19 protein-coding genes are annotated in these 18062 nt (G+C 62.8%); 12 read left to right on the plus strand and 7 right to left on the minus strand.

The window, feature by feature from the left end:
* Positions 1-25: 25 nt before the first annotated feature.
* Complete coding sequence (locus R1T40_RS09630; protein WP_317386753.1) at positions 26-832, minus strand: IclR family transcriptional regulator; 807 nt, start codon at positions 830-832, stop codon at positions 26-28.
* A 99-nt stretch (positions 833-931) separates the two neighbouring features.
* Here R1T40_RS09630 and R1T40_RS09635 point away from each other — a divergent pair, with 99 nt between their 5' ends.
* On the plus strand, positions 932-2560 hold the full coding sequence (locus R1T40_RS09635; RefSeq protein WP_317386754.1) for a sulfatase-like hydrolase/transferase: 1629 nt from the start codon (positions 932-934) through the stop codon (positions 2558-2560).
* Positions 2561-2862: 302 nt separating this feature from the next.
* Here R1T40_RS09635 and pcaQ read toward each other — a convergent pair whose 3' ends face one another.
* Positions 2863-3801, minus strand: coding sequence for a pca operon transcription factor PcaQ (pcaQ, locus tag R1T40_RS09640; protein ID WP_317386755.1), 939 nt, complete (start codon positions 3799-3801; stop codon positions 2863-2865).
* An 82-nt stretch (positions 3802-3883) separates the two neighbouring features.
* Between pcaQ and pobA the strand changes: the two genes are divergently transcribed.
* From pobA to R1T40_RS09690, 10 genes are all read left to right on the plus strand, one after another.
* Positions 3884-5053, plus strand: a complete 1170-nt coding sequence (gene pobA, locus R1T40_RS09645; protein ID WP_317386756.1) for a 4-hydroxybenzoate 3-monooxygenase — start codon at positions 3884-3886, stop codon at positions 5051-5053.
* A complete protein-coding gene (gene pcaD, locus R1T40_RS09650; RefSeq protein WP_317386757.1) occupies positions 5053-5841 on the plus strand; it encodes a 3-oxoadipate enol-lactonase in 789 nt (262 codons plus the stop codon). Before pobA ends, pcaD begins: the two co-directional genes overlap by 1 nt.
* Positions 5834-6238, plus strand: a complete 405-nt coding sequence (pcaC, locus tag R1T40_RS09655; protein WP_317386758.1) for a 4-carboxymuconolactone decarboxylase — start codon at positions 5834-5836, stop codon at positions 6236-6238. The genes pcaD and pcaC overlap by 8 nt, the downstream gene beginning before the upstream one ends.
* The gene (pcaH, locus tag R1T40_RS09660; protein WP_317386759.1) at positions 6235-6957 is read left to right on the plus strand and encodes a protocatechuate 3,4-dioxygenase subunit beta; all 723 of its coding nucleotides are present in this window, start codon (positions 6235-6237) and stop codon (positions 6955-6957) included. The genes pcaC and pcaH overlap by 4 nt, the downstream gene beginning before the upstream one ends.
* A gap of 2 nt (positions 6958-6959) precedes the next feature.
* Positions 6960-7577 (plus strand): protocatechuate 3,4-dioxygenase subunit alpha, encoded by a 618-nt coding sequence (pcaG, locus tag R1T40_RS09665; protein WP_317386760.1) that lies wholly within the window; start codon positions 6960-6962, stop codon positions 7575-7577.
* Between the two features lie 9 nt (positions 7578-7586).
* Complete coding sequence (locus tag R1T40_RS09670; RefSeq protein ID WP_317386761.1) at positions 7587-8420, plus strand: BKACE family enzyme; 834 nt, start codon at positions 7587-7589, stop codon at positions 8418-8420.
* A gap of 40 nt (positions 8421-8460) precedes the next feature.
* Entirely contained in the window at positions 8461-9534 is a 1074-nt protein-coding gene (locus R1T40_RS09675; protein WP_317386762.1) for a 3-carboxy-cis,cis-muconate cycloisomerase, read from the plus strand.
* Positions 9535-9660: 126 nt separating this feature from the next.
* A complete protein-coding gene (locus R1T40_RS09680; RefSeq protein ID WP_106163068.1) occupies positions 9661-10461 on the plus strand; it encodes a DUF4394 domain-containing protein in 801 nt (266 codons plus the stop codon).
* A 274-nt stretch (positions 10462-10735) separates the two neighbouring features.
* Positions 10736-11266 carry a sigma-70 family RNA polymerase sigma factor gene (locus tag R1T40_RS09685; RefSeq protein ID WP_106163130.1) on the plus strand — a complete coding sequence of 177 codons (531 nt, stop codon included), beginning with the start codon at positions 10736-10738 and terminating at the stop codon, positions 11264-11266.
* A complete protein-coding gene (locus R1T40_RS09690) occupies positions 11263-12006 on the plus strand; it encodes an anti-sigma factor (protein ID WP_317386763.1) in 744 nt (247 codons plus the stop codon). Before R1T40_RS09685 ends, R1T40_RS09690 begins: the two co-directional genes overlap by 4 nt.
* Before the next feature lie 104 nt (positions 12007-12110).
* Here R1T40_RS09690 and R1T40_RS09695 read toward each other — a convergent pair whose 3' ends face one another.
* Genes R1T40_RS09695 through ectA form a run of 4 tightly spaced genes read right to left on the minus strand, consistent with a single transcriptional unit; the run spans position 12111 to position 15883 of the window.
* Positions 12111-13565: an aspartate kinase gene (locus R1T40_RS09695; protein ID WP_317386764.1), complete on the minus strand. Its 1455-nt coding sequence runs from the start codon at positions 13563-13565 to the stop codon at positions 12111-12113.
* A 14-nt stretch (positions 13566-13579) separates the two neighbouring features.
* Positions 13580-13972: an ectoine synthase gene (locus R1T40_RS09700; protein WP_106163071.1), complete on the minus strand. Its 393-nt coding sequence runs from the start codon at positions 13970-13972 to the stop codon at positions 13580-13582.
* Between the two features lie 24 nt (positions 13973-13996).
* The gene (gene ectB, locus R1T40_RS09705) at positions 13997-15283 is read right to left on the minus strand and encodes a diaminobutyrate--2-oxoglutarate transaminase (RefSeq protein WP_106163072.1); all 1287 of its coding nucleotides are present in this window, start codon (positions 15281-15283) and stop codon (positions 13997-13999) included.
* A gap of 48 nt (positions 15284-15331) precedes the next feature.
* Entirely contained in the window at positions 15332-15883 is a 552-nt protein-coding gene (gene ectA / locus R1T40_RS09710) for a diaminobutyrate acetyltransferase (RefSeq protein ID WP_106163073.1), read from the minus strand.
* A gap of 227 nt (positions 15884-16110) precedes the next feature.
* Here ectA and R1T40_RS09715 point away from each other — a divergent pair, with 227 nt between their 5' ends.
* Positions 16111-16614 (plus strand): MarR family winged helix-turn-helix transcriptional regulator, encoded by a 504-nt coding sequence (locus R1T40_RS09715; RefSeq protein ID WP_106163074.1) that lies wholly within the window; start codon positions 16111-16113, stop codon positions 16612-16614.
* 141 nt (positions 16615-16755) lie between these two features.
* Here R1T40_RS09715 and R1T40_RS09720 read toward each other — a convergent pair whose 3' ends face one another.
* Positions 16756-17769 carry a glycosyltransferase family protein gene (locus tag R1T40_RS09720; RefSeq protein ID WP_317386765.1) on the minus strand — a complete coding sequence of 338 codons (1014 nt, stop codon included), beginning with the start codon at positions 17767-17769 and terminating at the stop codon, positions 16756-16758.
* Positions 17770-18062: the final 293 nt, after the last annotated feature.

Genomic DNA, 18062 nt, shown 5'->3' on the forward strand with positions numbered 1-18062 from the left:
CCTGGATCAGCCCGGGTCAGCTCGATCAGCCGGGGGCGTCGTCCCAGACCAGATCCAGGGCCGCGTTGATGTCGCGGGCGGCCTGCTGCAGCGCCTCCAGATGCAGCGCCGCAAAACCTTTCACCGGCTTGTAGGTCCTGAGCCACAGCACCGAGATCCCGCCGAGCACCTGCCCGCGCGCCTTGATCGGCACCGCGATGGCGCGCAGGTCAGTGTCCCATTCCCGGTCGCTCAGATGCGCAGGCAGCCGCTCGGCATAGCCCTGGGCGCGAATCTGCGCGATCCGCTGCATCAGCGTGGCAAGGTCCAGGCCAAAGCGCACCGGCCCCCAGTGCCGGTCGGCTTTCAGCGCCTCATAGATGGCGGCAATCTCGCCGTCGCCCATTGCCGCCAGACAGGCCAGCCCTGTGGCTGACCCGAAGTGGCTGACCTGCCGGTTGATCTGACCCTGTTCGACGTGGAAATTGCTGGCCTGCCGGGTGCTGTCGATGATGCGCATGCTGCGCGCCTCGCGGATATGGATGTCCGACGGCCAGCCGATCTGCTGCGTCAGCGCCAGCGCCCGCGGGATCGCCGCATCGGCCATCTGCAACATACCCTTCGGCATCACCTCGCCGGATATATCGGGAAACACCAGCAGCGTGCGATAGAGCTGATCCGCCAGCGAGCGGCGCACGATCTTGCGCTGGATCAGCGTCTGCAGCAACCGCCGGATGGTGCTCTTGGGCAATCCGGTGGCGCGGTGCAGATCCGCCAGCGACATGGCGCCCTCGCGCGCGAGCGTTTCCAAGATCTCGATCCCGCGATCAAGTGAGCGGTTTTCCTTCAGCATGGCCCCTCATGCCACCCTGCGGCACGATTTGACAAAGGTTTTCTGCGCCCCCTGCCCTCTTCTAGGCTTGGTGCCGACACCACGGGAGCAGCGCGCGCCATGAATATCCTCTTCATCATGTTCGACCAGCTGCGGTTCGACTATCTGAGCTGCGCCGGGCATCCGCATCTGGAGACGCCGCATATCGACCGGCTGGCACAGCGCGGCGTGCGGTTTACCAATGCCTATGTGCAGTCGCCCATCTGCGGCGCGGCCCGGATGAGCTGCTACACCGGGCGCTATGTGTCCAGCCACGGGGCGCAGTGGAACAATTCGCCCTTGCGGGTGGGGGAGTGGACCATGGGCGATCATCTGCGCAAGGCGGGCATGGGCTGCTGGCTCATTGGTAAAACGCATATGAGTGCCGACAGCGAAGGCATGGCCCGCCTTGGCCTCAGCCCCGACAGCGTGATTGGCGCACGACAAGCCGAATGTGGCTTTGACGTCTGGATCCGGGACGATGGTCTCTGGGCCGAAGGGCCGGACGGGTTCTATGACCAAAAGCGCAGCCCCTATAATGAGTACCTGAAATCAAAGGGCTACGCGGGCCATAATCCCTGGCACGACTTCGCCAATGCGGGGCTTGAGGGCGAGGAGATGGCCTCCGGTTGGTTCATGGCCAATGCGCGCAAGGCCGCGAACATCAATGAGGAAGACAGCGAGACCCCGTGGCTCACCACCAAGACTATTGAGTTCATTGAACAGGCCCAAGGGCCATGGTGCGCGCATGTGAGCTACATCAAGCCGCATTGGCCCTATATCGTGCCCGCGCTCTATCACGACATGTACGGGCCGGACCATGTGCTGCCCGCCGTCAAAGACCCCGCTGAGCGCGACGATCCGCACCCGGTCTACGGCGCCTTCATGGGCAATGCCATCGGTCAGGCCTTCTCGCGCGAAGAGGTGCGGCAGGCGGCGATCCCGGCCTATATGGGCCTCATCAAGCAATGCGACGACCAGATGGGGCGACTGTTTCAATACCTTGAGGACACCGGCCGGATGCAGGACACGATGATCGTGATCACGTCTGACCACGGAGACTATCTGGGCGATCACTGGCTGGGTGAGAAGGATCTCTTTCACGACCCCTCCGTGAAAGTGCCGATGATCGTCTATGACCCCCGGCGCGCGGCCGATGCCACCCGTGGCACCACCTGCGACGCGCTGGTGGAAAACATCGACCTGCTGCCCACCTTCGTGGAGGCCGCAGGCGGCGAGGTGGCCGATCACATCCTCGAAGGCCGGGCGCTGACGCCCTGGCTGCATGGCCGAGCACCCGAAAAATGGCGGGAGTATGCGGTCAGCGAATACGATTATTCCGGCACGCCGATGAGCGTGAAGCTGGGGATTGCCCCTCGCGATGCGCGACTGTTCATGATCACCGACGGACGCTGGAAGTTCATGCACGCCGAAGGTGGCCTGCCGCCAATGCTGTTTGATCTGAGAAACGACCCGCAAGAGCTTCACGACCTTGGCCGGAGCGCCGATCATGGCGCGGTGATCGATCTGATGTATGCCCGTCTGGGCCAATGGGGACGGCGCATGTCGCAGCGCCTCACCCGTTCCGACGCGCAGATCATCTCCGGGCGCGGGGCCTCGCGCGGCAAGGGCATCCTGCTGGGAGTCTATGAGGCGGATGACGTGCCAGCTGACTTAACCCAGAAGTATCGCGGCAAACCTCCCATCTGACCAAACGCAGGGCACAATTCGCCAATCCCAACCGCCACGCGGGGAGGGCTCCCGCCCAGGCCGCAGGGATCACAGATCCCCTTGCCCGGTTGGGCCCGGCGCCGCGCTGGCGCGCGGCGTGCCACCGCCCCACCTTCATCTTTTTCCAAATATCTCGGGGGTGAGGGCCGCAAGGCCCGAGGGGGCAGCGCCCCCTTGCGCCCGGACCCTGTCCGGGCGCTGGGCCCAAGGTCGCCAACGGATCCTGCCGCGGGCCGGGCACCTGCGGGCGCGGGAGCTCTCCCCGGTCGGCACACAATAGCTCAGCTCACATCATAGCCCAGCGCGCCGATCGCCTCCTGCAGCGCCTTCACGAACAGCCGCTCCAGCGGTGTCGGCTCCGCCTCCTGTCGCTGCATCAGCCCAACCGGCCCCTTGGTGAGCGAGGTGTCAAACGGCAGCCGGATCAGCCGCCCGTCCGCCAGCTCATTGCGGACCACCCCATGCGAGATCATCCAGATCGCATCCGTGTCACGCGCATGCACCCGGGCAAAAGCGCCGGAAACCGTCTCGATCCGCTGCGGCGGTTCGGACAGCCCGTGACTGATCAACCAGCGTTCCACCTGCGGGCGGATGGCGGCGGTGGTGGGCGGAAAGATCACCGGCCAGCGGGCCAGGTCGCTCAGGTCGGGCGCCGCCAGACAGGGATGACCCGGGCGCACCACGCAGACCACCTCCTCGGTATAAAGCTGGGTGAAGGACACCCCCTGCATCGACGCGGGATCGCCAAGCCGCCCGATCACCATGCTGACCGCGCCGCTGCGCAACAGGTCCACCAACATGCCATGCGGCCCGTCCGAGAGCCGCAGCACCGCTTCCGGTGCCAGCCGCCGAAACCCCTCGGCGACCTTCGGCAGCAGCCCCGCGGCCACACTCGGCAAGGCCCCCACGGTGACCTCCTGCCGCAGCACGCCGCCACGGGTGCGGTCGACACTTTCCAGCCCGTGATCCAGCGCCGCCAGGCTCATCGCCGCAAAATGCGCAAAGACCTCGCCCGCCTCGGTCAGCTCCACCCCGGCGCGACTGCGCAGCAGCAGCGTGGTGCCGAGGATCTCCTCCAGTTCCTTCAGGGTGCGCGACATCGCTGGCTGGGTCAGGCCCAGATGCTCCGCCGCGCCCTTGAGACTGCCACGCGCCACCACCTCCGACAGGCATTGCATATGCCGGACCTTCACCTGCCGAGAACGTTGATAGTTTACCATATCGATATGTATATTCGCGGATAACTCATTTTTGAATACCGAAACGGCATGATACGCTCATCTGGAAACAGGGAGGGCATCAATGCGGACTCAGGTGGTGATCGTCGGCGGCGGACCGTCGGGCATGTTGCTGGGACAGCTGCTGCATCTTGCGGGTATAGACACTGTGGTGCTGGAACGGCGCAGCAAGACGCATGTCCTCAGCCGCATCCGCGCGGGGATCCTGGAACAGGGGCTGGTGGAGCTGATGCACAAAGCCGGTGTCGGTGCGCGGCTGGAGCGGGAGAGCTTTCGCCATGAGGGCACACTGATTTCGCACAACCAAGACCTGTTCGGGATCAATTTTCAGGCGCTGATCGGCAAATCGGTGGTGCTCTATGGTCAGACCGAAGTCACGCGCGATCTCTATGAGGCACGCGAAAAGGTTGGCGCGCAGACGATTTTTGATGTGTCGGACGCGGCCATTCACGACGCGGACACCGATGCGCCCTATGTGAGCTTTCACAAGGACGGGCGGGAACAGCGTATTGATTGCGATTTCATCGCCGGGTGTGACGGATTCCATGGCGTCAGCCGCCGCACCATTCCGGCCTCCGTGCGCACCGAGTATGAAAAGGTCTACCCCTTCGGCTGGCTCGGCATCCTGTCGGAAACCCCGCCGGTCAACGACGAGCTGATCTACGCCAATTCCGAGGACGGATTTGCGCTGTGTTCGATGCGCAATGCCCACCTCAGCCGCTATTACGTGCAGTGTTCGCTGGGCGATGACGTGGGCGATTGGACTGACACGCGGTTCTGGGACACGTTGCGCCGCCGCCTGCCTGCCGAGGTGGGCGAGGCGCTGGTGACCGGCCCGTCGATCGAGAAATCCATCGCGCCGCTGCGCTCCTTCGTCAGCGAGCCGATGCGCTGGGGGCGGCTGTTCCTCTGTGGCGATGCCGCCCATATCGTGCCCCCCACCGGGGCGAAGGGGCTGAACACCGCCGCCTCGGACGTGCATTATCTCTATACCGGATTGCTGCAATTCTACCACGACCAGGACAGCGAAGGCCTTGATCGCTATTCCGAAAAAGCCCTCGCTCGGGTCTGGAAGGCGGAGCGGTTCAGCTGGTGGATGACCTCGCTACTGCATCGGTTTCCGGACCAAAGCCCGTTTGATGTAAAGATGCAGGCGGCGGAACTGGCCTTCCTGCGTGACAATGAGGACGCGCAGCGGGTGCTGGCCACCAATTACGTCGGGCTGCCCTACTGATGCGGATGGCGCAGCTGACAGATGCGGCGCTGCACTGGCGCGAGGATGGCCCCCCGGAGGGGCCTGCGGTGGTCTTTGCCAATTCCCTTGGCACCGATCTGAGGCTTTGGGACGCGGTGGTGGAGCGTTTGCCGCGACACCTGCGGCTGATCCGCTACGACAGGCGCGGCCATGGGCTGTCGAGCTGCCCGCCCGGCCCCTATTCCATCGACACCCTTGCGGGCGATGCGCTGGAGCTTTTGGATCACGCAGGCGTCGAGACTTGCGTCTTTGTCGGCCTCTCCATCGGCGGCATGATCGGCCAGGCGCTGGCCGTGCGCGCGCCGGAACGCATCTCGGCGCTGGTGCTGTCGAACACCGCCGCCAAAATGGGCGAGCCGCAGATGTGGCAGGACCGGATTGCCGCCATCGAGGCGGACGGGATTGCGGCCCTGACGGATATGATCCTAGAGCGCTGGTTCGCGCCCGGCTTCCTGCAGACGGAGGCGCATCTTCCTTGGCGGCATATGCTGGAGCGCACGCCGCAGGCAGGGTACGTCGCCTGCTGCCAGGCCATCGCGGGCGCTGATCTGAGTGCGACCAGCCAATCGCTGACCCAGCCGGTGCTAGGAATTGCCGGCAGTGAGGACGGCGCCAGCCCGCCGGCGCTGGTAGAGGCAACGCTGGAGTTGATCGCCGACGCCCGCTTCACCCTGATCGAGGACACGGGCCACCTGCCCTGTGTCGAAGCCCCCGACGCCTATGCTGGCGCGCTGACCGATTTCCTGAAGGAGCTGGGCCATGTCTAAACAGCCCCCCAACGACCGCTACATCAGCGGCATGCAGATCCGCCGCAAGGTTCTGGGTGACGCCCATGTGGACGGGGCCGAGGCCGCCAAGACCGCATTTGATGCGCCGTTCCAGACGTTGATCACCGAGACCGCGTGGGGCAATGTTTGGGCCAGCGAGGCGATCAGCGACCGGGAGCGGTCGATGCTGACGCTGGCACTGCTGGCAGCGCTGGGGAATTTCGACGAGATCCCGATGCATATCCGCGCCACCGCCCGCACCGGCGCCAGCAAGAGCGACGTGCTGGAGGTATTCCAACATGTGGCGATCTACGCAGGGGTGCCGCGCGCCAATCACGCGCTGAAACTGGCCAAGGAGACTTACGCTGAAATGGAACAGGAGGCGGGCGAAGAATGACCAACGGCTATGTAAACCGCGACCGGCGCTGGCATCCGCCCAGCCTCACGCCCGACTACAAGACATCGGTGGCGCGCGGCCCACGTCACGCGCCGCTGTCCTTTCCCACCACATTGGTCGAGGAAACCGGGCCGGTGTTCGGCCACGATATGTTGGGCGAGCGGGACAACGACCTGATCCTGAACTTTGCCAAGGACGGTGGCATGGCGATCGGCCCGCGCATCATCGTGCATGGGCAGGTGCGCGACGAGTTTGGCCGCGGTGTTCCGGGCGCGTTGATCGAGGTCTGGCAGGCCAATGCGGGCGGGCGCTATCGCCACAAGAAGGAAAGCTATCTGGCACCGCTGGACCCGAATTTCGGCGGCTGCGGGCGCTGCATCAGCGACGCACAGGGGTTTTACGAATTCCGCACCATCCTGCCCGGCCCCTACCCCTGGCCCAACACGATGAACGACTGGCGCCCGGCGCATATCCATTTTTCCATCTTTGGTGCGGGATTTGCCCAGCGCCTGATCACCCAGATGTATTTCGAGGGCGACCCGCTGATCTGGTACTGTCCCATCGTCGACACCATCCCGACCCGCGAGGGGATCGAGAGCCTGGTGGCGGCATTGGATATGGCGCGCACGGTGCCGATGGATGCGCGGGCCTACAAGTTCGACATCACCCTGCGCGGGCGACGCCAGACATTGTTTGAAAACCGCATGGAGGGGCTTTGACCATGGTGCAACCGTTGGAGCGGCTGAAGGAATCCCCATCGCAGACCGCCGGACCTTACGTGCACATAGGCTGCACGCCGAATTTCGCCGAGATCGAAGGTGTTTATCCGCAAGACCTCGGCCATGAGATGATCACCGGCGACGTGCAGGGTCAGCGTATCCGCATCACCGGCCGCGTCATCGACGGCACCGGCACGCCACTGCGCGATGCGATGATCGAGATCTGGCAGCCGGATGCGGCCGGGCTGTTCAACTCCCCCGCCGAGACGCGCGGCACGGCAGATCCGAACTTCACCGGCTGGGGGCGCTGTGCCTCCGATATGACCACGGGTGAATTTGCCTTTGACACGGTCAAGCCCGGCGCGGTGCCCTTTGTCGATGGCCGCATGCAGGCCCCGCATGTGACGCTCTGGATCGTGGCACGGGGGATCAACCTCGGCCTGCACACGCGGATGTATTTCCCGGACGAAGAGGCCGCAAATGCCGCCGACCCGATCCTGAGCCGCATCGAACATCAGACCCGCGTCGAAACCCTGATTGGCGAGGATAAGGGCGACGGGCACATCCATTTCGAAATCCGTCTGCAGGGGCATAATGAAACCGTGTTTTTCGACATCTGAGGCCAGATCATGAGCAATCCTTGTATCCTCTGCGTGGCGATCACCGGCTCGCTACCCACCAAGGCCAACAATCCGGCGGTGCCGATCACGGTGTCCGAACAGATCGAGAGCACTCATGAGGCGTTCGAGGCCGGGGCCAGCATCTGTCACGCCCATGTGCGCAATGACGACCAGACCCCCTCCTCCGATCCGGAGAAATTCGCGGCGCTGAAAGAAGGGCTGGAGAAACACTGCCCCGGCATGATCCTGCAGTTCTCCACCGGGGGACGTTCTGGCGCGGGCAAGACGCGCGGCGGCATGCTGCCGTTGCAGCCCGACATGGCCTCCCTGTCGGTGGGGTCGAACAACTTTCCCACCCGCGTCTACGAAAACCCGCCGGATCTGGTCGACTGGCTCGCCTCTGAAATGCGAACGCATCACATCACGCCGGAAGTGGAGGCCTTTGACCTCAGCCATATCCTGCAGGCGATCCGGCTGCACCGGGAGGGTGCGCTTTATGGCAAGCTCTATGTGCAATTCGTGATGGGGGTTCAGAACGCCATGCCCGCCGACAAGGAGGTCTTTGACCTCTATGTCGATCTGGTCAAACGCCGCGCCCCGGAGGCCAATTGGTGCGCGGCAGGCATCGGGGCCAATCAGCTGGTGGTCAACGAATGGGCCATTGCCGCCGGGGGTCACACGCGCACAGGGCTGGAGGACAACGTCCGGCTGGATCGCCAGACGCTTGCGCCCTCCAATGCGGCGCTGATCCGGCGCGCGGCGGAGCTGTGCGACAAATATGAACGCCCCGTCGCCACGTGGCAACAGGCGCGCGAGATCCTTGACGTGCCGCTGCGCGGCTGATCTCCTTACCTCATCGCCGCATTCAAGGACTGTTTGCCCCGTGAACCCGCTGACCTCGACAAACCCCTATTTTGCCGGCCTCTTTGCTGATGAGGCGATCACCGGGCTGTTTTCCGGTGCCGCCACGGCGGAGGCCTTTCTGGGCTTCGAGATGGCGCTGACCCGCGCCGCCGCCGCAGTGGGTCAGATTGAGGATGACCTCGCACGGCGGGCGCTGGCGGCGATGACGGATTTCACCCCCGATACGGCAGCATTGCAGGCGGATCTGATGGTCGATGGCATGGCTGTGCCGGGCTATGTGCGGCAGCTGAAGGCCCATGCGGGAGCCGAGCTTGCCGCTGCGATCCATCCCGGTGCCACCAGTCAGGACTTGATCGACACCGCGCTGGTGCTGGCGATCCGTGCGGCAAACGCAATCTACCTGTCCCGGCTGGACGCGTTGAGCGCCGCACTGGAGGAGCTGGGGCGAACACAAGGTGAGAACGTCCTGATGGCGCGCACCCGGATGCAGGCAGCATTGCCGATCACTGCCGGGCACCGGGTCACCACATGGGCCGCGCCTCTGCAGCGCCACCGAGCACGGCTGGAGGCGCTGCGCCCCGAGGTGGAGCTGTTGCAGTTCGGCGGCCCGGTGGGGGATCGCCAGCGCAGCCATCCCCATGGCGACGCCATCACCCGTCTCATGGCGACCGAACTGGGGCTGAGCGCCCCTGAGCGCGCCTGGCACACGGAGCGCGACGGGCTGGCGACATACGCCAGCTGGCTTTCGGCCCTGACCGGCAGCCTCGGCAAGATCGGGCAGGATATCTGCCTGATGGCGCAGCAGGGCGTCGATGCGCTGGCGCAGCAGGGCGGTGGCAGCAGCTCTGCTATGGCGCATAAGCAGAACCCGGTGACGGCAGAGCTGTTGGTGACGCTGGCGCGCTACACCGCAGGCCAACTGCCGTTGATGCATCAGGCGATGGTGCATGAGCAGGAACGCTCCGGCGCCATGTGGACGCTGGAATGGATGGTGCTGCCCGCCATGATGACCTGCACCGGCGCAGCCCTGCGTCTGGCCACCGAACAGGTCCACGCGATCACCCGCATCGGCGCGGCCCCGTCGCCCGCCTGAGCGCACGTTCGAAATTTTTTTCGAAAAAATTCGCCCTCCGCTGCATCCAAATGCGGCCCTGGCGGAGTCTCCTCCCTGACAGCACGCGGATGGTCCGCGTTTTCGTCAAACAGAGAGGAGCTTTTTATGCATTCCCTTAAGACCGCTTTTGTGACCGCATCCATTTTCGCAACCGCGCAGCTGGCGCAGGCTGACGACCACGCCGCACCGATGGCGATCGGGCTGAGCGGCGACAACATGCTGCATATGATCAACGCCGAGACCGCAGGTGTCACCGGCTCCATGCCGGTCAAGGGCGTCGACAAGCTGCTTGGCATCGATCTGCGTCCGGCCACCGGCCAGCTGATCGGCGTCACCTCCACCTTTGACATTGTCGAGATTGACCCAATGACCGGCGAAGCCACGGTGATTTCCACCATGGACAAGGAACTGCCGATCGCTGAGGGCGCGCCCGTGATCGTGGATTTCAACCCCAAGGCCAACAAGCTGCGCTTCATGAGCGGCACCACCAACCACCGCGTGGACATCGAAAGCGGTGCTGTGACCGTGGACGGCTCGCTGGCGTTTGAGGACGCCGACATGCACGCGGGCGAGGCCCCGGCCATCGTCGCGGCGGCCTATATCAACTCCTACGGTCAGCCGGACACCACTGCGATGTACGACATCGACGCAACCATCGTGGCGCTGATTCAGCAGACCTCGCCCAACGACGGCACATTGGCGGCAATCGGCAAACTCGGGATCGACGGCAGCGACAGCTATGCCTTTGATATCGCGACCGACGCAGAGGGCAAGAACACGGCGTGGCTGGCGACCGACGGCATGCTGAACACAGTGTCGCTGGAAACTGGCGAAATCCTTGAAAGCTGGGAGATCAAGGAGGCCGACGCGCCATTGCGCGACATCACCTTCATGACCGCCATGTGATTTTCGGGTTGCACCCCGGAACGTAATTCGTGCTAAGGTTGTGTTAGTACGAGTATCTCCCCGTGATGCAGTTCATCACGGGGAACCGTTTCCCCGGGGGTCGTCGGGTTGATACCTGATGCCCCCCGGCTCACTGATTTCTCAAGACATCATGACGTTGACCGCATCCCCCTGCCCTCATACGGTTCACCAAAGCATGCCGTTCTCCCCCTCTGCGGGGCCAACGCATGAGGCAATGGACGCATTGAATGCGCAGATGGACGAGGACAGGCGATTGAGCGACTTGGCAGACCGGATAGAGGCCTGCGCATTGGGCGACAGGACCGCGCTACGCGCAATCATGGATCAGGAAGGATCGCGCCTGCTGGGTATTGCCCTGCGCATGCTACGGCGCCGGGATCTGGCGGAAGACGCCCTGCAGGAGTGTTTTGTCTCCGTCTGGCGCAAAGCCCATCAATTCGATGCCAGCCGGGGCGGCGCGCGCGGCTGGATCACCACCATTCTGCGCAACCAATGCCTGACGATGCTGCGCAAGGAGAGCTGGGAAATCGCTGAAAGTGCCGACATACTGGAGCGACGGCAGGATGAGGAGGTCGTGATGGACGCCTATGGCAGGCTGGACATGAACAGCGACCTGCGCCGCTGCCTCGACCGGCTGGAGCCGCCCAAACGGGTCGCCATCCTGCAGGCCTATGTGCTGGGCTACACCCATGGCGAGATTTCGGGCCGCCTTCAGGCACCGCTCGGATCGGTCAAGGCCTGGGTACGGCGTGGACTGATCGCGCTACGGGAGTGTTTGGCATGAGCGATCATCAATCCCTGATGGATTTGGCGATGGAGGTTGCCCTTGGCCTTGCAGATGAGGCTGAAGCCGCAGAGCTGGAAGCCCGCGCCCTGCAGGATCCGGAGGCCGCCGCCGCCCTGAGCCATGCGCGTATGCGGCTTGCCGAACTGGACGACACCGCAACGCCGGAAACGCTGCCCGCAGATATGTGGGACCGGGTGACCCTGCGCCTGGACGAGCGAGGTTCTGCGGTTGGTGTGCCCCCCGGAACAGTGCCGGAATTCGACGCCGAAACAGATACCATCCTGCCCGCAAATGAGCCCCATGCGCCGCGGTCATGGTTCATGGCGGCCTGCACCGGACTGGCGGCCTCGGTCATGTTGGCGCTGGCACTTGGCTGGGTCGTGATGACGCGTCCCGATCCGACCGTGATTGCGGTGCTGATCAATGACACCACTGGCGAGGCCGTGGCGTTGGTTGAAGGCACGGAGGCAAACCTGACTCGCGTTACCCTGCTGGGGCAGACCGCCGTACCGGAGGGACAGGTGATGCAGGTCTGGACCAAACCGGAAGACGACGGCCCGCCTGTCTCGCTTGGCCTGCTTGCCGAAAATCGCGGCACCGCGCTTGCGGCTGACGGGCTGCCACCGCCGGGACCGGAGCAGCTCTATGAGATCACGTTTGAACAATCGGGGGGCTCTCCTACCGGATTGCCCACCGGGCCAATCCACGGCAAGGGGTTTGCGAAAGAGCCGCTCTGACAGTCAAACCACATATTCAACATGAAAAGGGGCGCCGTATATGGCGCCCCTTTTCATGCATCTACTGCATCCCCCCCTGTCAGAAGCGAATGCTATACGTTGCCTCAGGCTGCCGCTTTGATCGGCTTGTCAGCCTTGGACGTTTTGGCCTGCTTGGCAGATTTATCCTCGATCAGCACCTTGTGCAGGGCACTGATCACCGGCTTCAGATCCTCACGCTCAACGATGAACTGTACGTCCACGTTGCGCGGCCCCTGCGAGGCCCCAAGGCTGGCCAGCCCCACATCGGCAATCGCCTGCAGACCACGTGTCAGCACAGACAGCCCCTTGAGGTCGCGACCAATGGCCGAGGCCATGGACAGCAGCCGCGCCGAAATCTCGGCGTTGGGGTAGATCCGTGCCAGATCCTTTTCGACCCGCTTCAGTACGGTCAGCGAGGTGTCGAGGTAGTGGGTGATCGTATTGGCGTTCGAGGTCTTGGAGACGATGCGCACATCGTGACGCGTCAGAACCTCAAGGATCGAGGCATCATATCCCTTCACCCCGACCATGTCCTGTTCGAACACTTCCAGCGCGATGATATCAAGGCCGGTGATCATCTCCACCGCCGGGCTTTCTGCCGGCTTGTCGTCGATCAGCGTGCCGGGATCTTCCGGCTCGAACGCATTGGTGACGCGCAGCGGCACATCGGCCTGACGCAGGGTCTTGGCCGCCTTGGGGTGGATCGCCTCCATCCCCATGTTCGACATCTGATCCGCCACGTCATAGTTGGTGTGACCCAGCTTTTTTGCCACGCCTGCGCCCACCAGTTTCGGGTCGGCGGAGGACAGGTGGAATTCCTTGTGGATGATCGCCTCACTGGCGCCGGTGAGGGCTGCCAGACAGGAGAAGGTCACCTCGGAATAGCCGCGGTCAAACTCCCGCATCAGCCCTTCAACGCATTGCGCGTAGCCGGTGACGATGGGCATTTCGGTGGCGGGGTCGACATCTTCGAGCGCCTTGGAAATACGTTCCTCCAGCGTCACATCGCCCTCGTCACGCCAGCCGGACAGATCCACGAAGCGCGCATTGACGCCGCCACGCTGCAGCAGGAGCGCGGTAACGAATGCGGAATGCGCCTCGCCCAGCCCCGACAGCAGCTCGCGGATCTGCAGCATGTGTTCAGCCAGGCGGAAGTGGCCATAGCTGCACAGGCGCTGCAGGTCGATCAGGCAGTTGCGCGCGCCCTCGATGCGTTCGGCGACAAAGGCATCTGCCTGCGTCACGTCACCGGCATTTTCGAGCACCGCCTCATGCGCCTTGCGCATCTCGTCACCCACACGGCTGAGCGCTTCATGCCAGCCATGGTCGGACTCTGCGTCGGCAAACCGGGCATAGACGCCCGGCTCACCAGTCTTCTTGTGTTCGAGCAGGAGGTTGGTAATGCCCCCGAACGCGGAGACCACAAAGACGCGGCCATAAAGGCCAGCCGCGCCGCGGCCACCGGTAAACAGCGTATCCACCAGCTCGTTCACTCGGGACATCGAAGTCCCGCCGATTTTTTCAACGGTATGTGTCATGCGTCACCTGTGTCTCAGGCCAGCTCCTCCGCAGGAGCATAGGAGCCGTCTTCGCGATGGACTTCAGTGCCGGTCACCGGCGGGTTGAAGCAGCACGCCATGTGCAGTTCTTCTTCGGCCCGCAGGATGTGTTTGTCATGCAGGTTCAGCGCATACATGACGCCGGGCTTGATCTCATGGGTCTCGCCGGTGGCGATATCCGTGATCGAGCCTTTGCCCTTCATGCAGTAGACACTCTCGAAGTGGTGCTTGTAGTGGAACTGATGCTCCGATCCCGCTTCCAGCACGGTGATGTGAAAGGAGAACCCCATCCCGTCATCGGCCAGCAACATGCGGGTGGAGGTCCAGCGCGCATCCGCAACAGTACGGTCGGAGGTCTTCAGTTCGTTGAAATCGCGTACGATCATGGGTCTTAATCTCCGGTCTTCGAGTTATTGCGCGGCAATTTTGGATTTTGCGAACACTTCGCGGGCGGCGGTGCTGAGAATGGCGAAGCCTTCACAGAACAGCTGCTCGGAGGTGGTGAGCGGCGCGAGGATCTTCACGACCTCGTCGTTGGGACCGGAGGTTTCCACCACCAGGCCCAGCTCGTAGGCGCGGGCACAGATGTCACCGGCCAGCTCGCCAGAGCCCACATCGACACCCTGCATCAGGCCACGACCCTTGAGGTAGGCGCCGGGGATGTGGCTGGCCACTTCCTGCAGCGCGCTGGTGACCAGTTCAGTCTTGCGGGCCAGTTCGGTGGTGAAGGCATCATCGGCCCAGAACTTCTCGATCGCCACGCGGGCGGTCACGAAAGCATGGGTGTTGCCGCGGAAGGTGCCGTTGTGTTCGGCGGGGCCAAACACGTCATGCTCCGGGCGCACCAGAACCAGCGCCATCGGCAGACCAAAGCCGGAAATCGACTTTGCCATGGTGATGATGTCGGGCTTCACGCCCATCTCCTCGAAGGAGAAGAAGGTGCCGGTACGGCCACAGCCAGCCTGAATGTCGTCAATGATCAGCAGCGCGCCATGGGCATGGGCGATGGTTTCAAGCTTTTTGACGAACTCAGCGGAGGCGGCGTTGAGGCCACCCTCGCCCTGCACGACTTCCAGCATGATCGCCGCCGGGGCGTCGATACCACCGGACGGATCGGAGAGCATTTTGTCCAGCAGCGCGGCACTGTCGAGGCCATCAACATAGGCGTCGAAGGGCACGCGGGTCACGCCGGATTTGTCCATGCCGGCACCACCACGGTGGTAGCCATTGCCTGTCGCCGCCAGCGCACCCATGGTCACACCATGAAAGCCGTTGGTGAAGGAAATCACATTGGTGCGGCCAGTAACCTTGCGGGCGATCTTCATCGCCGCCTCAACGGCGTTTGCGCCGGTCGGACCGGTGAACATCAGCTTGTGATCCATGCCACGCGGCTTCAGGATCAGATCGCTGAAGCTGTGCAGGAAGGCTTCCTTGGCTTCGGTGTGGAAGTCGAGACCATGGGTAATGCCGTCCTTGAGGATGTGCTCGACCAGAGCGTCCTTCATGTCCGGGTCATTGTGGCCGTAGTTCAGCGAAGAACAGCCCGCGAGGAAGTCGATGTAGCGGGTGCCATCCTCGGTGAACAGCTCGGATCCGCGTGCAGTGTCGAAAGACGCGGTGAAGGAACGGCAGTAGGAGCGCGCATTGCTTTCGCGGCTCACATAGATAGACGAATTGGTTGCCATGTCTTTGGGCATGGGGGAATCCTTTTCGGATAAGATAAATTCTGGATGAGGAGAGAGGAGTTAGGCCGCGCGCTTCAGGACCTTGGCATCACTTTCAAGCGTGATGGACACCATGTGTTCGGTGTCATGCGCGCCATCGAAATGGGCCTCTTTCTCAAAATGCGGCTCGTCTGTCAGTTCGCCGCCGATGTCTCGGGCAAAGCTGCGGAAGAGGCCCCAGGAGGCCGCATTGTCCTTGGTGATGGTTGTTTTCAGCACGGAAGCGTCAGAAATGCCGTCACGCGCGATCAGCGCCTTCAGCATCTTCTTACCCAGTCCCATGCCGCGCGCGGCTTCACCCACCGCGACCTGCCAGACGAAGAACGCATCATCGCCCGGGATCAAATGGCCGGAAATCCAGCCGACAATTTCGCCGTCCAGCTCCGCCACCACGCAGGTGTCGCGGAAATGATCCGCTTGGATCAGGTTGGCATACATGGAGTTGCGGTCGAGAGGCTCACAGGCCTTGACCAGCTCCCAAATCTCGGCCCCGTCCGTCGCATTTGGCTTGCGCAGGCGGGGCTGGCAAGTTCGGGGGCTTTCGGTCTCAGTCTGCAGGATGTCTTTGGGCATCGCTTACCATCTCCATTATCGTTCGCCTTTCTAAATATAGTGAAGCGGTAAAAACTTCAAGAACCTCAGCAATTTTATTCCCCCGGCGTGTTTATCACTGTTTTTACAGGGAAAAACTCCTTAGCAAGACAAATGAAGGCCGAAAAATACTGCTTTAACCTGAGAAAATGTTGCGACGATACTTAGCGTATTGAAGGAAATCGCCATCCATGACATTTTAGAGCGTTATGAATGACAGGCCCCGCGACCGAACAGATGAAAGCCTGATCGCGCTCAGACGTATTCTGCGCGCGACCGAGCTGTATTCCCGCAATCTGGCGCAGGCCTCCGGCCTGACGCCGGCTCAGTTGCGCGTGCTGCAGCTGTTGGCGACCAGCGGTGGCAGCGCCACGCCGAAGGAGCTGGCCCAGACGATGGGGGTCGCGCAGGCCACTGTGACAACACTGGTCGACAAGATCGTCTCGCGCGGCATGGCGACCCGGATGCGGTCTGACGCGGATCGCCGGCAGACCAATGTGGTGCTGCAACCGTCTGGACGCGAGGCGGTCAAAGCGGCGCCGGACGCCCTGCAGCAAAGATATGTGCGCGCCTTCGAGCAGCTCAAGGATTGGGAACAGGCGCAGCTTCTGGCCTCGCTCGAGCGGGTTGCCGCAATGCTGAACGCAGACGATATGGATGCCGCACCCGTGCTGACCACCGGCGACCTCAAGATTGGTGATCGCCTCACCTGAGCCCGCCAGAGCCTGCCAGTCTAGCTACGCGCTGAACTGGAATCGCAGTCGCCACCGCGCATCCCGTCGCAGGTGCATCCAGTCGAGACTGGCGGCGTTAGGGATATGTGTTGCGCAGCTGAACGATGCGGACCAAATCCATCACAGCCGACCGTCGGACAATCGCAAATCAAGCTCTGTAAAGTAGCGCAGCCAGACCGCAACATCACTGCGCAGCCCCGCGCGTTTCTGCGCGAGGGCAGCGCGGGTATGAGCAGCCTCGGCGTCCTCGGTCAGAGCGCTGAGCGCATGGGCCATTTCGCCTGCATCCTGCGGTGAGACCAGCAACGCGGTTTCGCTGTCCACATAGTCCGCCACCCCCGCTGATCGCGTGACCGCCAGTGGCACCCCCAGCAACTGCGCCCCAACCAGTGTCACATGTCCATTGGGCGTGCGATCCGTGCGCAATGGGATCGCCATGCCACAGGACTTCTGCGCGATCGCCCAGGTCACAGGCCCCGGCAGATTGGTGAAGACCTTCACATTCTCTGGAAAGCAGATCCCTTCGATGCTGGCCGGACGGGCCACGATCGCCAACTGCAGATCCGGCGCCGCCCGCATCGCCTCTGCCAAGACGTGATAGTCACGCCCCTCCCCACCGATCGCGCTGAGATATGCGCCCTCAAAGGGTGGCGGGTGATGGGACGCAACCTCGGGGGCCTGCATGGCCCAAGGCAGGAAGGTAAACCGCGAGGGGGGCAGATCGAAGAGATCCGCATAAAGTCCAACCTCATGTCGCGAGAAGACCACGAACTCTGCCACATCCTGAAAGTAGCGTTGCGACAGAGCCAGGCGACGCCCCTCTGGCAAATGCGTGTAGTTAAAGGCAAAAGCGACATGTGGCCGCCCGGGCGCAATCAGCCGGGCCAGACCGGCGGTGGCCAGCGTGACATTCGGCAGATGCGACACCAGAACTGCATCGGAGCGCCGACGTGCGGACCACACCGCAGACATGCATGCGCGGTAGCGCGCCACTGCGGGACGGGTAATCAGCCGCTCCAGACGGTTTTGCGGCCGCCCATATCGCATATCCCAACTCAGCTCGGGCGCAGTAGAGACGGGTTCCAGAAACCGCCAGTCCCGATCCACCAGATCGGAAATATTGATGTAATGCATGCCCTGCCCCACTCGCCCCCAAGGCCTGCACAGGCCGCCGCGCGGCAAAGAGTGCCAGAGCCCGGTGTCGCTGACAATGGGCGCGCAAGTGGTCAAAATGCGATTCGTTGGCTTAGCTCTCCCCGACCCAAAGGTTAGATTGGCGTCAGGATCGTGAACAATCGCATCGCTGATCGAGGATTATCACCAACATATCATAAGAATTTGATGTAAATTCACTTTAAGATTAAGAGAATTTTGACTCTAATGATCGTCGGCGGGACACTGCTGACATCAAACAAACAGCTTCGCAG

It is taken from the genome of Tritonibacter scottomollicae (assembly GCF_032924845.1).
Classification (GTDB): domain Bacteria; phylum Pseudomonadota; class Alphaproteobacteria; order Rhodobacterales; family Rhodobacteraceae; genus Epibacterium; species Epibacterium scottomollicae.

Bases quoted from the DNA above. Each gene is read 5' to 3' on its own strand.
- R1T40_RS09695 (WP_317386764.1), bottom strand. From the start codon at position 13,565: ATGACACATACCGTTGAAAAAATCGGCGGGACTTCGATGTCCCGAGTG.
- pcaD (WP_317386757.1), top strand. From the start codon at position 5,053: ATGCGGATGGCGCAGCTGACAGATGCGGCGCTGCACTGGCGCGAGGAT.
- pcaC (WP_317386758.1), top strand. From the start codon at position 5,834: ATGTCTAAACAGCCCCCCAACGACCGCTACATCAGCGGCATGCAGATC.
- R1T40_RS09635 (WP_317386754.1), top strand. From the start codon at position 932: ATGAATATCCTCTTCATCATGTTCGACCAGCTGCGGTTCGACTATCTG.
- R1T40_RS09690 (WP_317386763.1), top strand. From the start codon at position 11,263: ATGAGCGATCATCAATCCCTGATGGATTTGGCGATGGAGGTTGCCCTT.
- pcaH (WP_317386759.1), top strand. From the start codon at position 6,235: ATGACCAACGGCTATGTAAACCGCGACCGGCGCTGGCATCCGCCCAGC.
- R1T40_RS09720 (WP_317386765.1), bottom strand. From the start codon at position 17,769: ATGCATTACATCAATATTTCCGATCTGGTGGATCGGGACTGGCGGTTT.
- R1T40_RS09630 (WP_317386753.1), bottom strand. From the start codon at position 832: ATGCTGAAGGAAAACCGCTCACTTGATCGCGGGATCGAGATCTTGGAA.
- R1T40_RS09680 (WP_106163068.1), top strand. From the start codon at position 9,661: ATGCATTCCCTTAAGACCGCTTTTGTGACCGCATCCATTTTCGCAACC.
- R1T40_RS09670 (WP_317386761.1), top strand. From the start codon at position 7,587: ATGAGCAATCCTTGTATCCTCTGCGTGGCGATCACCGGCTCGCTACCC.
- R1T40_RS09715 (WP_106163074.1), top strand. From the start codon at position 16,111: ATGAATGACAGGCCCCGCGACCGAACAGATGAAAGCCTGATCGCGCTC.
- pcaG (WP_317386760.1), top strand. From the start codon at position 6,960: ATGGTGCAACCGTTGGAGCGGCTGAAGGAATCCCCATCGCAGACCGCC.
- pcaQ (WP_317386755.1), bottom strand. From the start codon at position 3,801: ATGGTAAACTATCAACGTTCTCGGCAGGTGAAGGTCCGGCATATGCAA.
- R1T40_RS09700 (WP_106163071.1), bottom strand. From the start codon at position 13,972: ATGATCGTACGCGATTTCAACGAACTGAAGACCTCCGACCGTACTGTT.
- ectA (WP_106163073.1), bottom strand. From the start codon at position 15,883: ATGCCCAAAGACATCCTGCAGACTGAGACCGAAAGCCCCCGAACTTGC.
- ectB (WP_106163072.1), bottom strand. From the start codon at position 15,283: ATGCCCAAAGACATGGCAACCAATTCGTCTATCTATGTGAGCCGCGAA.
- pobA (WP_317386756.1), top strand. From the start codon at position 3,884: ATGCGGACTCAGGTGGTGATCGTCGGCGGCGGACCGTCGGGCATGTTG.